This is a genomic window from Vibrio sp. 1978 (assembly GCF_033344345.1).
The window spans coordinates 271,211-285,874 of the sequence record NZ_JAWPOP010000003.1 but is presented as its reverse complement, the minus strand read 5'-3'; the positions used below and the strand labels follow the sequence as shown (position 1 = coordinate 285,874).

Below are 14,664 nucleotides of genomic sequence, written 5' to 3'. Positions count from 1 at the left end.
CTATGTTTCGACGAGAAATACAAGAGCGCGAAAACTGGCGTGAATTAGCACGCCAGTTTGGTTTTGGTTTCCATACCATGTATGACCAACCGTATTGGGATGAGAGTGCTTACTATCAATTCACGCTGGAGCAAATTGAGCGCGATATAGAAGCGCCCACTGAAGAGCTGCATCAGATGTGCCTGGCTATTGTGGATGAAGTCGTTCGGAGTGAGCGGTTGCTGACGCAATGTGCGATCCCTGAATCTATGTGGGAGCAGGTCGCTTCTTCATGGAGACGAAGCGAACCTTCGCTTTATTCGCGGCTGGATTTCGCGTACAACGGGACCTCGCCAGCAAAATTACTGGAAAACAATGCGGATACGCCAACCAGCTTGTTTGAAACTGGCTTTTGGCAGTGGGTGTGGCTAGAAGATGTTGTAAATAAAGGTCGAGTTCACCAGAGCGCGGATCAATTCAATATTCTTCAAGACTTTTTGATCGAGCGCTTTGCCGAAATAGCAAAATACCAACCAGGACAAACACTTCACTTTAGCTGCTGCAAGTACACTGAAGAAGATAAAGGGACTGTCCAGTATTTAGAGGATTGCGCGCGAGAGGCAGGGTTAGCAACGGCATTCGTGCATGTCGAAGATATTGGAGTGACGGAAGATGGTCTGTTTGTGGATGCTGACGACAGAGCGATTCGTTGGATGTTTAAGCTTTACCCTTGGGAGTTTATGTTTGAAGAGGAATATGCGAAGTACTTAGCGACTGCGAACGTAAACTGGTTAGAACCGATGTGGAAGTCGATTCTATCCAATAAAGCACTTTTACCGTTATTGTGGGAGCGCTTTCCTAATCACCCGAACCTTTTGCCCGCTTATTTTGCTAACGATTCAAAAGCGAACACTATGAGAGATTATGTCATCAAGCCACTATTTTCTCGAGAGGGCGCGAACATCGAGATCGTCATCGATGGAAAACGTTTTGTTAAAACGTCAGGGCCTTATGAATCTAAATTCAATATCGTCCAGCAATACCATCCACTACCTAAGTTTGGGCACAACCATACGTTAATTGGCAGTTGGTTGGTCAATGATAGAGCTGCCGGTATTTCGATTAGGGAAGACAGTAGCTTAGTGACTCAAGATATGGCGCGGTATATTCCACATGTAATTTTAACATGATCAAAAAAGCTCTCCATTTGGAGAGCTTTTTGTCTATTCAGCCGTTCAATCTTGATGGTCGACAGCGTTGCGTCTATTGTTCTTCAGCTAATGCAACACCGCGCTGGGTAAGACCACATAACATCACTGGCATTGCATTGAAGATCTCTTCAAACTGCTCTAAGCCTTCCATACCTTGTTCGGCCAATGTTTCAATGGTTGTTTCTGGGTCGTAAAGCATAGTAAGAGAAAGTAAAACACCACCGAGTAGGGCATTATCTTCGCTATCCTCAGGCATCAACGTTTCCCAGTCATCACGCGCAAGTTGCCAGCCTTGTAATACACCTTCACAGAAATCGCGAGCCTGACTTGTTACAATGTCTTGCTCATCTAGCGCGCACCCTGCAGGCCACTGCCAAGTGCCTTCTAGGAGAGCGGGACGAGTTTGGTTCCACATTTGTACAATCTCGTCAATGTACTGCTCTAGTTGTTCACCGTCAGTAAATGGCGCTGTTTCTTCTCCACCCCATAAGAATGGCAACCACTCTTGAGGCATTAATACGTTTGGCGCTGCAGCCATCGCTGTTACAAAGCCTTGAGTTTTTGCTAGGTTTAGTAGTTTACCGTCAAGTTCTGGGAGAGAAAGGATGTCTTGTAGTTTCAAAATAGAATACCATTTGTTAATGGGCTGGTTGATTGCGCTCATCTTACCAATCAATTAGTGATAAATCGATATTAGGGAATGATTCACACATCTATGGAAATTCGCTCATCACTTAGAAAAAAAAGCATTCTCGCCCTAACACTTTACCTGTGCTTCTTTATCGCCACTATCGGTTCTGTCGCCTATTTGGTTGTTGAGCCACCGGTTAGACAAAAGCTAGAGCAAAACCTAGAGTTACGTACCCAACTCCTGGCTCTTGAGATAAAAGAGCCCCTCCTCAGTTCTACAGGTGTATTGAGCAGCTTAGTAGGGCTAGCCCAAGGGACTGAAAATATTCAATCTCTCAACACAATAATTCCACATATTCTTCAATTGAGTGACAAGATGCTTGTTAGTGGTGGCGTATGGCCTAAACCCGAACTCAAAGCAGAACAATGGAGATATAAAAGTCTATTCTTCAATAAAAACAGTGATAGTGGTATTGACCAAATTCACTCCTACAATAACCCCGAATCTGGCGGTTATGATAATGAACCCTGGTATGTCGCTGCCGCCGATGCTCCGGTAGGTTCTGTTAGTTGGTCTACGGTTTACATCGATACCTTTACTCAGGTCCAGATGATTACCGCGTCTTCTCCGTACTACCAAAACGGTCGATTCGCTGGAGTTGTAACGGTAGACCTATCACTTGATGCACTTTTTCAGTTTATTCGAGAGCACACGAACCAGCATTCTTTGGGGGTAGTGGTTCGCGATGCTGACTCAAACGTGATTATTGAACACAACTTTCAACTGACGGACGAAATTTATGTCAGCGAGCTTGATTTCGGAGAGTTCGATTGGCGCATGGAAGTTGTCAACGCAAAAGCTAAAGTCGCTGATCAAGTGTTTGAACAAGTGATGAGCGTTGAGGGGAGGATCATTCCATTTTTGCTCTTGTGTGTCTTGGTCGGTTACTACTTACTGAATCGCTATATTGTTGAACCAATTGTTCGCATTGCCGCTAAGATTGATGACTCGAAAACTGGTGGGATCATAGATATTGACTACGATAGCGATGACGAAATCGGACAGCTTATCGAGAAGTTCAATGAAAAGACGATCTATTTAGAGCAGGAGAGAATAAAAGCTCAGGCTTCGACAAACGCTAAAACGGCATTCTTAGCCACATTGTCCCACGAGATTCGCACACCAATGAACGGTGTACTAGGAACTGCCCAGATACTGTTAAAAACACCACTTACCGATGAGCAGCGTAAGCACCTGAGAACACTTTATGATTCAGGTGATCACATGATGACATTACTCAATGAGATTTTAGATTACTCAAAAATTGAACAAGGGCATGTTGAGTTTGAAAATAAGCCTTTCCCAATTGAGTCGATTATCGGCAGTATCAAGAGTGTTTATCAAACTCTATGTGCAGAAAAAGGTCTTCGCTTTAGAGTAGTCTCGCATTTACCAACGGGTCGTTGGTACAACAATGACAAAGCCCGTTTGCGTCAAGTACTGTTCAATCTACTCAATAACGCTGTTAAGTTCACCGATCGTGGCATCGTAGAGGTAGAGCTAGCCGAGAAATCGAGTAAGGCAGGCACCAAGCTGATACTAAAGGTAAAAGATACAGGAATTGGTATTTCAAAAGAGGCACAAAAACGCATTTTTCGTCCTTTTGAGCAAGCGGAGTCATCAACGACTAGGCGGTTTGGTGGTACAGGGCTTGGTTTAGCAATAGTCAAAGAAATCGCGGAACATATGGGTGGGCAAGTGGTTGTAGAGAGTCAGGAGGACGCTGGAACGACTTTTACTGTCGAAATTGCCCTTACACCTTGCAAGCCAGGTAAAGTAGAGTCAATCAATACACATAAATTGAACTGTAAAGGGTTGAAAGCACTCATTGTTGAAGACAACCGAACAAATGCGATCATTATGGAAACTTTCCTCCGAGCCAAGGGCTTTGAGTGCACAAGTGTCGAAAATGGTCAGCTTGCAGTCGATGAGGTTGCGATCAAACCATTTGATTTGATACTGATGGATAATCATATGCCTGTTCTAGATGGCGTTGGGGCCATATCAGCCATTCGAGCAATGAGTTCACCTGCTAAGTCGGTACTGATTTTTGGCTGTACAGCGGATGTGTTCAAAGAAACACAAGAGCGTATGATTAATGTAGGAGCAGATCACATAATAGCGAAACCAATAGTGGAGTCTGAATTAAATGATGCACTGTATCTTCATGCGACACAGTTATATCAGTACCAATCGGACTTTGATGGAAATGCAGCAGATAGCTTTAATGCTGAAAAGTGGTTACTCAACTTCTATGTCGCTCTAGATAATGGACATCTTAATGAAGCACTTGAGGCTATTTCAGCGATCATTGCGGAGGCTCCCCTTGAACTCAGTGACGACGTTTCTTCAGTCGCTGAACGGATAAGAAGTAACTTAAAGCGTCAGCAATCCCCAGACCAAGATGATATCGATACATTAACGATTTTGCTGGCCTCACCATAACTGAATCAATATGGCGCAACTGTGAATTGTTCTTACTATTCATACGTCATCCAGCTTCGTGACAAACTCTTCTAACCTGCAATGAACAGGCTTGCAGTTTTACTTTTACGAGTAAAGCAGCAAGACCTTCTACTGTGATTATATCGGTAATACTCTGAATTTTCGCAGCTTGGTAGCATAAGCTATAGGAGTGACTGTTTACAGTCCGAGTTTTGTTCTAACTTTACGCCAAAATAATTATCGTAACCCCTTTTTATGTAAGTGAAATCCGTGTTTTTGTACCATTTTTACGTAATTTTAGGCGTTTTTACTCGCCATTGGTGAAAAAAACTACTTTTACTTTAAAAGTTGGTTATAAATTTACAACTTAATTTTAAATGCAGAACCATAAGCTAGTTTTTGTGTGTTCTAATTGCATCATTAGCTGGCTTGATGTCTTTTTAGTGGTTAATAGTTTTATTATTTTTATTAATTGCAGTGTTTGATTTTAAGGGTTTTGTAAATGAAGTCTCGTGGACCATTTTGTATTCGTCACGCCGCAGCGGATACCTTTGCTATGGTTGTTTTTTGCTTTATCACAGGGATGATTGTCGAGATTTTGATTTCAGGGATGACATTTGAGCAATCTCTAGCATCGCGTACGCTATCGATTCCAGTGAATATCGCTATTGCTTGGCCGTATGGGGTTTTTCGTGATTGGGTGCTGCATCAAGGTAGTAAGGTGTCACCGTCTTCCTTTATGAAAAACATCTCCGATCTGGTCGCTTATGTACTATTTCAATCTCCAGTTTATGCGGGTATCTTATTCGCAGTTGGCGCGTCTACAGATCAAATTGTGACCGCAGTGGCAAGTAACGCTGTTATTTCTTGTGGCATGGGTGTGTTGTATGGGTACTTCTTGGATATGTGCCGCCGTTGGTTCCGTGTTCCCGGTTATTCTCAAAGCATGTAAATGCCCCAGTTTTGCTCAATTTAGTTACTTAGTGAGCAATCGATTCGAAAAGGGCGCTTTTTTTTATGTTTAGCCTTGACCATCAGGCACATAATCATTAAATTAGCGCCTCGTTAGCCAATGATGCTAACCAAAATTTGATTCGGTGAGTTGTCCGAGTGGCTGAAGGAGCACGCCTGGAAAGTGTGTATACGGCAACGTATCGAGAGTTCGAATCTCTCACTCACCGCCACATTCTAAAAGGTCTGATTTATCAGGCCTTTTTTCATATCTGCACTAAAGTAATGCGTCATTGAAAGTACACAAGAGTGCTCAAGGTGCAAGCGCCATTCTATCTACAAGCCAACTGTTCATATCTCACCTCGATACAACGCCAAAATTGAAGAAGCTATACAGAGGCAGCCATAATCTGATTGGTGCGGGTTAGCCTATCCGCTTTAATCTAGAATTTAGCAGCCATATCACATGAGGTATGAATACGGCCACAAGAATGAACGTAGTGCTACTAGATGCTAAGCAAAACAGCCATGAACACGAATACAACAGCAATCATACCAAAGAGATCTGTGTTTGGATTGAGGTCATCTGGGTTAAATTTTTCAATGCTTTGCGTCGTTTTGCATCTTATCTTCATGTTCTTGTCCTTATTTCATGTACTATTTCAACAGCAACATAACATGCAATTGAGTGTTCACAAGTCATAAAAAGCATAAGTATACTTGCACCTCATTGAGCGCAAAAAACACTCAAAGCGTTTTAAAGTGGCGGTCTACCTTTTGTAACATCAAATATTCTTTCTGTTTTTGTGCCTGTATCGCTATAGTTGAGAAACGGTTATCTCGTTCTAGTTAGGAACAAACTACTGGCTGCCGTTACATTCTCAAGCGTTTCCACTCAGTCGCCTTGGGTAGATACTTTAGTCGTGAGTACTGCAAAAAAACGCCGCATGAGCAGCGGCGCTTTGTTGAGGAATTACCTTCCTACTTGTAGCTAAGTTCTGTCGCTTTGCCTTTGAAGATCCGGTATACCACAAAGGTGTAAAGCAATATCACCGGCATAACAATCATCACACCGTAGCCCACGATTATTAACGTCGCAGGCGAGGAGGCCGCTTCTTGTGCGGTCATTAATCCCGGCACAACTTCTGGGAAGAAGCTATACGCAAGCCCGAGAAAGCTCAACGCGAAAATGACAGTGACACCAAAGAAAGGCCAGCGCACACCCAGATCATTCACCATTGGAACCTGACGCAAATAGCGATCAACTAGGAAGATGGTTGCCAATACAATTAACGGAACTGGGGCAAGCAACAAGATTTCTGGGAAGCTGAACCAACGCAAGGCAACTTGTTGATTTACAATTGGGTTTACAACGCTAACCACCAAGATTCCTAAGGCCGCTAACCAACCAGCACGGCGAGACCAACGGGCCGAGCGTATTTGCAAATCACCTTCCGTTTTTAGTACTAACCATGCGCCACCGATGTAAACGTACGCCGCCGCTACACAAAGTGCGCTTAACCAAGCAAAGCCAAATGCTTCGGTTGATTGTTCAAATCCCATGATGTAACGACCCACCATGTAACCCTGAGTTAGTGCGGTGATTAGCGAGCCAATTCTGAAGCACCAATCCCAATGAGGTTTATGATCCGAGTTCGCTTTGGCTCGGAAATCGAACGCCACGCCACGCATTATCAGTGCGATAAGCATTATGGCGGTCGGCATATAGAGCTCCGTTAAAATCAAACTGTGAGCGGTAGGAAAGGCAATCAACAAAATACCAACGGCTAACACCAACCACGTTTCGTTCGCGTCCCAGAAAGGGCCGATAGAGGCTATCATTCGGTCACGTTGCGCTTCATTATCACTTGGTAAAAGGATACCGACGCCAAGGTCGTAGCCGTCGAGCACGGCATACATAAAGACCGAGAAGCCAAGCAGCAGAAGATAAATTTCTGGTAGATAGTCGAGCATGATTAGGCCTCTTGTTGTGTCAGTGGGACTTCATGGGCTGCAACGTCTTTGCGCGCCAAATAGAACAGGGTATGGATGTACGCAACCAGCAATGCAGCATAAATGGCTAAGTACATAATGAGCGAAGTCATCACGCTACTGCTCGCAACCGTGGTGACGGCTTCGGATGTTCGCAATACACCGCTGACCAACCAAGGTTGTCGACCAATCTCAGTAACATACCAACCCGACAGTGTGGCTATCCAACCAGAGAACGTCATGGCTAATACCGTGTACAGGTAAGGTTTAGGTAGCGCTTTTTTACGTGCTAGCTTCACCGCGCCATACCAGCTAACCAGCAGCATAAGAACACCGACACCAACCATCACGCGGAAACCAAAGAACAAGGGGTTCACGGGCGGGTGGTCAGGCGCAAACTCGTTAAGTCCTTGGATTTCCCCGTTTAAGTCATGCGTAAGAATCAAACTCGCCAACTTAGGGATGCCAACTTCAAAATCATTGCTGCGAGTTTCTTCATTTGGCATCGCAAACAGAAGAAGAGGTGCGCCTTGCTCGGTCTCCCACACACCTTCCATCGCTGCAATTTTTGCAGGTTGATGTTCAAGCGTGTTTAACCCGTGAAGGTCACCGACAAAGATTTGTACCGGGATGAATCCAGCTGCCGCGAACAGCGCGACTTTTAGGCCAAGTTTGGCTGAGCGATGATCTGGCTTTTTCATTATTTGATAAGCTGAGATACCCGCAATCAAGAAGCTGGCAGTCAGCGCCGATGCTAATAGCGTGTGTAGAAGACGGTACGGTAAAGAAGGATTGAAAATGACTTCTTTCCAACTGGTCACATGAACAATTCCGTCAATCACTTCATAGCCACTTGGTGTGTGCATCCAGCTGTTAAGCACCAGAATCCAAAATGCGGACATACTTGTCCCAACTGCAACCAGAACGGTTGCGAGAGTATGAACCCATTCCGGTACTCGTCCTCGTCCAAAAAGCATTACACCCAGGAAGGTGGCTTCCATAAAGAAGGCGGTCATCACTTCGTATCCGAGCAATGGTCCTGCGACGTTTCCGACTCGTTCCATAAAGCCTGGCCAGTTGGTACCAAACTGGAAACTCATCGTAATGCCGGATACCACACCCAAGGCGAAAGTGAGAGCGAATATCTTGACCCAGAAGTAATAAACATCGAGCCATACGGGGGCTTGGGTGCGGTTATATCGCCACTTGAAAAACACCAACATCCACGCCAACGCGATGGTGATGGTCGGGAAGAGAATGTGAAAGCTGATATTGGCCGCGAACTGGATCCGCGACAGCATGAGGGTATCTAACATCTTGGTTCCTCAAAAACGTGCCATACTAAAAATCGAGTCTATCTGTAATTTAGTTACGAAAAGTCGGGCAGTTTGGATTCATGTATCGAGAAATACAGGTGATTCTGTTTTCTTCTAACCATGATTTATATCAACTAAGGGAAAGAAAGGAGTGTAGGAAATTGTCTCAAAATGCCACTAATAGTCGCGAGAAGTGAGTAAAAGAAAGCAAATGTAACTGAAGGAGCATAGATTAAGATTAGTTCGAATTATCCTTATGATGGTTTCGATAATCCTGAAATAAAATTACATAAACAATATTTTTAGTAAGGAGATTTGCGTTGCCTTCACTTTGAACCTCCATACTATTTATGCACTAGTCATGTCGAGATCATCTTAAACACAGCAAGCTTACTGACAGTTAAGGTGGGGGAACTTTAGCTAATTGATAAACTTAAAATTGCACCGCTAATGACATATGCATCATAAGTTTGTTAGGACTCGACCAGAAGTGCGATAGGCTAGATTTTTATACTAGCGAACGATTTAACGCTAGGTAATTCGGCTTTCACTAGATCAGCAAGTCGACTGCGGACCATTTTCGATTCCTGATGAGTTTCAATCCAAACTGACACTTACTTTTCAGCAAGTGTGCTAGTGTCTTTCTTGTTATTTATTAAATAATTAATAAATGCCGATCTGGTAAAGAGAGTTGTGGACAGCTATCTCGAGCAGTAGACTGGCGCTAGCCAGAGAGTCTGGCTTTGAGGGGGGCATTCTACATGAATCTTGGATTCTGCCACCGCAAAGCTGATATTGAATTTGATGGAGATGGATAATGAACGACAGTTGGGCTAATTTCTTTCCTTACTTTGCTGGAGCTTTTAAGCTTATTGTATTAGGGATAGGAGCCTACTTAGCCATTAAATGGCATTTTGACGAAGAGCGAAGGGTAAGAGAAGCGGAAGGTGTGGTGTTTGATAACCCAAGTCTCATGAAAAAGTTTGCGAAGACGCTAACTCTGCCATTCCTTTTGTGTCTTCTAGTTCTTCTTGTTATATATGCTACCAACTGGTTCCTGTATTGACGGCTTTATTGTTTGTTGTAGTAAAGCTGAATGCTGCCGCCTCTGAGAGTCGAGCCGTAGTTGAAGTTAACGCCTATGCCGAAATTGTCCAACCAATCAAAGGGCTTTGGTGCATAAAATAGCCATCCTATAGAAGCTTCGTAGTAATGCGGACTTCCCAGTTCATCGCTTAAATCATGCGAAAGGTCGACTCTTTTAATCCCGGTAAATAAAGCCTGCTCACCGTGATAAATATTGTAGTAACCGGTGATTTCATTAGATAGGTACCAACCTTTAGGGTTGCCTATATTGCCGTTATTTGCGCTTCCCCAGCTGTGCCCAATGAATGAATTCAATGTCGAACTGGCATGCCATTTCCCCCAACTTGTGGGAGACGTGTATTTGGCTTTAATGGATGGTTGAACTATTGCCGCCCATGCTGAAACGTTAACGGCACGGCCGTCTAGGATTCTTCCAATGATGGAGGAAAGTTTATTATCGGTAGAGAATGAGTTTTCATAACGCATAAGGTGAGTCGTCGTTCTGGTGCTAAGAGTGACGCTTTCACTTGCTTTGTATAGATACCCATAACCAATCGACGCACCGTATGTCCTTTCCTTGAGAAGATCCTTACTTGTGCCGAATAGTTTGAGATCATTCTCTGTTTGTATCGTAAACGCCTTAAACGACAGCTCATGTAAATCCTCGCTGCCCTCAATGTCAAAGTTAGTCGTGTAAGGGAGAACATATACGGATTTGCTTCGACGTTCATTGATTGACTCGTCAGTCCCGAACTCTGGGTTGGCGGTATCAAATAATGCATTCGGATCAAAGTCGCCAATACCAAACGCAATTGCGTCAGTGTCGGACAGCAAAACCGCGATAGAAAAACGTTGTTGGAGAAGGTTGCTAATTTCCTTATCTAGTGGATCCGCTTGAGCAGTGTGAGGAAGAGAGAGTAGGAGAGCGAGCGAAACGACTCGCCACTCCACTGAGGCGAAGTTGGGTTGGAACATTTTGGCTCTTTCAAATGGTTCATGCATGGAGTTTTTGGACGTACCGGTACGCTAACATTAGTTTAATCGTTGAATGGTCGGTGTAACTTTGAGAAATCTATGTTTTCTCATATTGATATGAAAAAATTCCTTAAACGAGTTTAGCTTCAATGTGTATGCTGCACCAGATTTGTTTAGCAACATCATTCTTTTCTGAAGATGTAGCAAGACTTTGTGACTAGGTTGCATTATTTTCTTGAATGCGTCTCTTGAGAGGAAAATAGCAAACTTTTTTATTGCCTTAGCGCTCAAGAAAATCTGAATCGTTCACTGTGCTACTGGTTAACTTCGAAAACTTGTAAGCATCCTGTCTGCCAACATCACGACTAACGTCATCAAGGAGTACCCTTAAATACGTCAGATAAACAATGGTTTTTTTGAGCTTTAGAAGAAATGTTCGGACCTTTGCATATTCCGCGGTGGTGCTCAATCCAATAACTGTGTTTTGTATGTGTTCTCTGTAAATCATTGAGTCGATCTATTCTTCAAAATGTGGTCCCTTTTAATTCACTTTCTGTTACATATTTTTCGTTTTGAAAGAGCATTTTAATTTGCATCTTTTGAAAAGATCTATTTGTTAAATTTTGTATAAAATCAACTAATTGTTGAAATTAGAACCCTTGTCAAAAAGTCATTAGATTTCTTGTTGAATAGCCTCTTTTACCTAATGGTATACTCTATTTGTTTGATATAATTTCCGGCAGTTTGTATACCATAAATAAAGAGAGTCTATTCATGTTCCAGAACTTAACGATCAAGCAGAAGATCGTGATTCCGCTGTCACTGATTATTGGATTGTTTATTGTGAGCTCTGTATTAAACGTTATGACAAGTTGGAAACAATCTGAGTTGAGTGAAACACTTAACGAACAGATCGTGCCGAACTTATTAACGATTGAGGATGCTTATCGCGATCTTTACCAAGCAACATCTGCAATCCAAGGTGTTGCACTTTCTGATACTCAAAACGATATTGATCATCACATCGGTGAATACAAAGACAACGCCTACAAAGCACTACCACGTATGGAACAAATGATTGAGCTATCACAAGCCGGTGTGATGCCTTCTACACATGGTAATGAAGTTCGAACGCTTGTCTCTTTGGGTGAAAAATGGTTAGCAAGTTATGAAGCGATGCTACGTTTACCTCAATCTCAATGGCGTGGTTACTACAATGAGCACAAACATAACTTTGAAGACCAATTTATCGAGGTTAGAGCGCAGCTTAACGTTGTAAAAGATGCAATAGAAGAAAAGCAAAGCCAGTTGAAGGGCGAAATATCAGCGGCTGCAACAAGAGCAGAACTCATTCTTGAGGCTGGCATTGTGATTGTTATTTTTGCCGCTATCGCGATGGCTTTTTTGTTGTTACAAACGGTTGTGAAGCCTATCAATGATATTAAAAATGCGATGACAGAAATTGCGTCCGGTGAAGGTGATCTAAGTCAACGAATCGATGTAAAAACACAAGACGAAATTGGCAATTTAGCAGACGCATTTAACCAGTTTGTGTCCAAAATTCAAATGACAGTCGCTCAGGTAATTGAAAGCTCAAATACCTTACGTAACGAAATGGCAAATCTTAGCTCGTTGACCACGACCATCGCGAACTCGACCGTTTCTCAGCAAAAAGATAGCGAGGCGGTAGCGGCGGCAGTGCATGAAATGCAAGTCACCAGCAGAAATGTAAGCGATAGCGCTAACGAAGCTGCGGTTGCGAGCCAAACAGCGAATGATGAACTTACCAATACCAATGTTATTTTGGATCAAACGGTTAGCTCAATTCGTAGCCTCGCAAGTGAAATCGAAAGCGCAAGCCACGTCATTAACACATTGGATCATGATGTGAGTAACATTGCGTCCGTACTGGATGTAATTCGTGGTATTGCCGAGCAAACAAACTTATTAGCGCTTAACGCAGCCATTGAAGCGGCTCGCGCTGGAGAGCAAGGGCGAGGCTTTGCTGTGGTAGCGGACGAGGTTCGTTCTTTAGCCAGTCGTACGCAACAGAGTACGGGAGAAATCCAAACCATGATTGAAAAGCTACAATCTGGTGCAGGACAAGCTGTAGAAGTGATGCGCGGTAGCCAAAATAGCAGTGATGAAACGATCAAGTCCGCTGGCCGAGCGAGTGAATCCCTTTCTGAAATCTTGAACGCGATTTCACGTATGAACGAGATGAATACACACATTGCAACGGCTGCGAGCCAGCAAAGTACAGTAAGTGACGAAGTAAATAGCAACGTACAAGGCATTGCAGACAGTAGCACTTCAATTGTGGAAATCGTAAACCAAGCGCAAGCTTCTTTAGCCATGTTGTCAGAGCAAACTCAACGTTTAGATCATCAGGTCAGTCAGTTCAAAGTATAAGCTTGAGAACAGCAATCTCACTGACGAAATAACCCGCTTCTTAGCGGGTTATTTTTTAGATAAGTGGCGAACCTGACTTGTGAAATTTCGACTATATTTACATTCCTTTCTCACTTTAGTTCGTATACCAGAGTGGGCAAATAACCCTAGACAGCGGTAACAAACTCTGTACAGCGTGATGATGCTTTTATCATCACTTTTGCTGCTTTTTAACCATTGCAATTGCACACAGGAAAATGTGATTTCCAACCCAAAATCTTCAAATTTGAGAACTTCATAACACCTTTACCATAAACGTTTTACGTAAGCGTATAGAACTGTAAATTTTGTTGTATGTACAACACTGGGTATTTATCATCCTAATTAATTTGTTCTGGATATACATCCGTTAGTCATTATTAAGTCATTCTAGAAGCTTTTAATAAGGAATCTTGAAGGCTTGTCGGTAGATAAGAGAGAAAAATTCATGAGACGTAAAACCACGCTATCTCTGCTGATTGCGTCGAGCCTTTTTGTGGTTGGATGTCAACCTAGCGAAGAAGGATCGAGCCAAGGTGGTGGTCCTGCGCCCACAACCGAAGTAGAAGTGTTAACAGTCCAGCCAACGCGCCAAGCATTGACAGTAGAGTTGCCGGGTCGTAGCCGAGCATTCAAAGAAGCGGAAGTTCGTCCGCAAGTCACTGGCATTATTTCGGAGCGAAATTTTGTTGAAGGTGGCCTTGTTGAACAAGGACAGTCGCTATATCAAATTGATGATTCATCATTTCAGGCGGATTTGCTGAGCGCTGAAGCGGAATTAATCCGTGCGCAAGCTGCGGCAGAGTCGACCTATGCCACGGTGAAGCGTTACAGAACCTTGATCACCAAAAAATCCATCAGCCAACAAGACTTGGATGAAGCAGAAGCGGCATACAAAGAAGCGAAAGCGCAGGTCCTAGTCGCAAAAGCCAAGATCAACACAGCAAAAATCAACTTAGATTATACGCAAGTCAAAGCTCCGATTAGCGGAGTGATCGGTAAATCGAGTGTGACAGCGGGTGCGTTGGTTACGGCTAACCAAGCTGCCAAATTAGCGACCATTCAGCAGCTTGACCCTATCAATGTTGATATTGTGCAATCATCCGCGCAACTGCTGCGTTTGAAAGCATCACTCTCCCAAGGCCATATGCAAGAAGATGACTCTGCGCAAGTTACATTGATGCTTGAAGATGGCAGCACTTACGAACACAAAGGCACAATGAAATTTACTGAGGTCAATGTGAACGAAAGTACGGGCAGCGTGACGCTTCGTGCCGAATTCCCAAACCCTGACGGTTTGTTGCTACCTGGAATGTTTGTTCGTGCGACGGTCATTACTGGTGTCGACCCTGATGCGATTCTAATACCACAAAATACGGTATCTCGTGATGCGACAGGTAAAGCGACAGTGATGACGGTTAATGGCGAGAACAAAGTGGAAGCGAAACCAGTGAAGACTGCTGAAGCGATCAATAGCCAATGGCGCATTATTGATGGTTTGAACGCGGGTGATAAAGTCATTACCGCCGGTTTACAAAAGGTAGGGCCAGGCAGTTCGGTAACTATCCAAAACGGTGAACAGGAGTAA

General features: G+C 43.5%; 11 protein-coding genes and 1 tRNA gene. 7 read left to right on the top strand and 5 right to left on the bottom strand.

The features are described 5' to 3' along the window. Positions 1 to 2 precede the first annotated feature (2 nt). Entirely contained in the window at positions 3 to 1,169 is a 1,167-nt protein-coding gene (locus R8N49_RS05035; protein ID WP_042522104.1) for a glutathionylspermidine synthase family protein, read from the top strand. A gap of 73 nt (positions 1,170 to 1,242) precedes the next feature. Here the strand turns inward: R8N49_RS05035 and R8N49_RS05030 are convergent, their stop codons facing one another. Beyond that, positions 1,243 to 1,854, bottom strand: a complete 612-nt coding sequence (locus R8N49_RS05030; RefSeq protein WP_005378278.1) for a YecA family protein — start codon at positions 1,852 to 1,854, stop codon at positions 1,243 to 1,245. A 51-nt stretch (positions 1,855 to 1,905) separates the two neighbouring features. Between R8N49_RS05030 and R8N49_RS05025 the strand changes: the two genes are divergently transcribed. From R8N49_RS05025 to R8N49_RS05015, 3 genes are all read left to right on the top strand, one after another. Then, positions 1,906 to 4,326, top strand: a complete 2,421-nt coding sequence (locus tag R8N49_RS05025; protein ID WP_033905057.1) for a hybrid sensor histidine kinase/response regulator — start codon at positions 1,906 to 1,908, stop codon at positions 4,324 to 4,326. A 502-nt stretch (positions 4,327 to 4,828) separates the two neighbouring features. After that, positions 4,829 to 5,278, top strand: a complete 450-nt coding sequence (locus R8N49_RS05020) for an L-alanine exporter AlaE (protein WP_005378276.1) — start codon at positions 4,829 to 4,831, stop codon at positions 5,276 to 5,278. Between the two features lie 144 nt (positions 5,279 to 5,422). Then, positions 5,423 to 5,510 (top strand) — tRNA-Ser (locus R8N49_RS05015). A gap of 273 nt (positions 5,511 to 5,783) precedes the next feature. Here the strand turns inward: R8N49_RS05015 and R8N49_RS05010 are convergent. The 3 genes from R8N49_RS05010 to R8N49_RS05000 all read right to left on the bottom strand — a co-directional run bounded on the left by R8N49_RS05010 (position 5,784) and on the right by R8N49_RS05000 (position 8,585). Next, positions 5,784 to 5,912, bottom strand: coding sequence for a hypothetical protein (locus tag R8N49_RS05010; RefSeq protein ID WP_017635045.1), 129 nt, complete (start codon positions 5,910 to 5,912; stop codon positions 5,784 to 5,786). Positions 5,913 to 6,258: 346 nt separating this feature from the next. Continuing rightward, the gene (locus tag R8N49_RS05005; protein WP_053307466.1) at positions 6,259 to 7,251 is read right to left on the bottom strand and encodes a cytochrome d ubiquinol oxidase subunit II; all 993 of its coding nucleotides are present in this window, start codon (positions 7,249 to 7,251) and stop codon (positions 6,259 to 6,261) included. A gap of 2 nt (positions 7,252 to 7,253) precedes the next feature. Further along, positions 7,254 to 8,585, bottom strand: a complete 1,332-nt coding sequence (locus R8N49_RS05000) for a cytochrome ubiquinol oxidase subunit I (RefSeq protein ID WP_186584349.1) — start codon at positions 8,583 to 8,585, stop codon at positions 7,254 to 7,256. A gap of 817 nt (positions 8,586 to 9,402) precedes the next feature. Between R8N49_RS05000 and R8N49_RS04995 the strand changes: the two genes are divergently transcribed. Next, positions 9,403 to 9,651, top strand: a complete 249-nt coding sequence (locus tag R8N49_RS04995) for a hypothetical protein (protein ID WP_005378271.1) — start codon at positions 9,403 to 9,405, stop codon at positions 9,649 to 9,651. Between the two features lie 5 nt (positions 9,652 to 9,656). Here the strand turns inward: R8N49_RS04995 and R8N49_RS04990 are convergent, their stop codons facing one another. Then, a complete protein-coding gene (locus tag R8N49_RS04990) occupies positions 9,657 to 10,646 on the bottom strand; it encodes a Solitary outer membrane autotransporter beta-barrel domain (protein WP_054575117.1) in 990 nt (329 codons plus the stop codon). Positions 10,647 to 11,420: 774 nt separating this feature from the next. On the opposite strand from R8N49_RS04990, the gene R8N49_RS04985 reads away from it, so the two are divergent. Beyond that, a complete protein-coding gene (locus R8N49_RS04985; RefSeq protein ID WP_258489974.1) occupies positions 11,421 to 13,058 on the top strand; it encodes a methyl-accepting chemotaxis protein in 1,638 nt (545 codons plus the stop codon). A 466-nt stretch (positions 13,059 to 13,524) separates the two neighbouring features. Beyond that, positions 13,525 to 14,664: an efflux RND transporter periplasmic adaptor subunit gene (locus R8N49_RS04980; RefSeq protein ID WP_065274363.1), complete on the top strand. Its 1,140-nt coding sequence runs from the start codon at positions 13,525 to 13,527 to the stop codon at positions 14,662 to 14,664.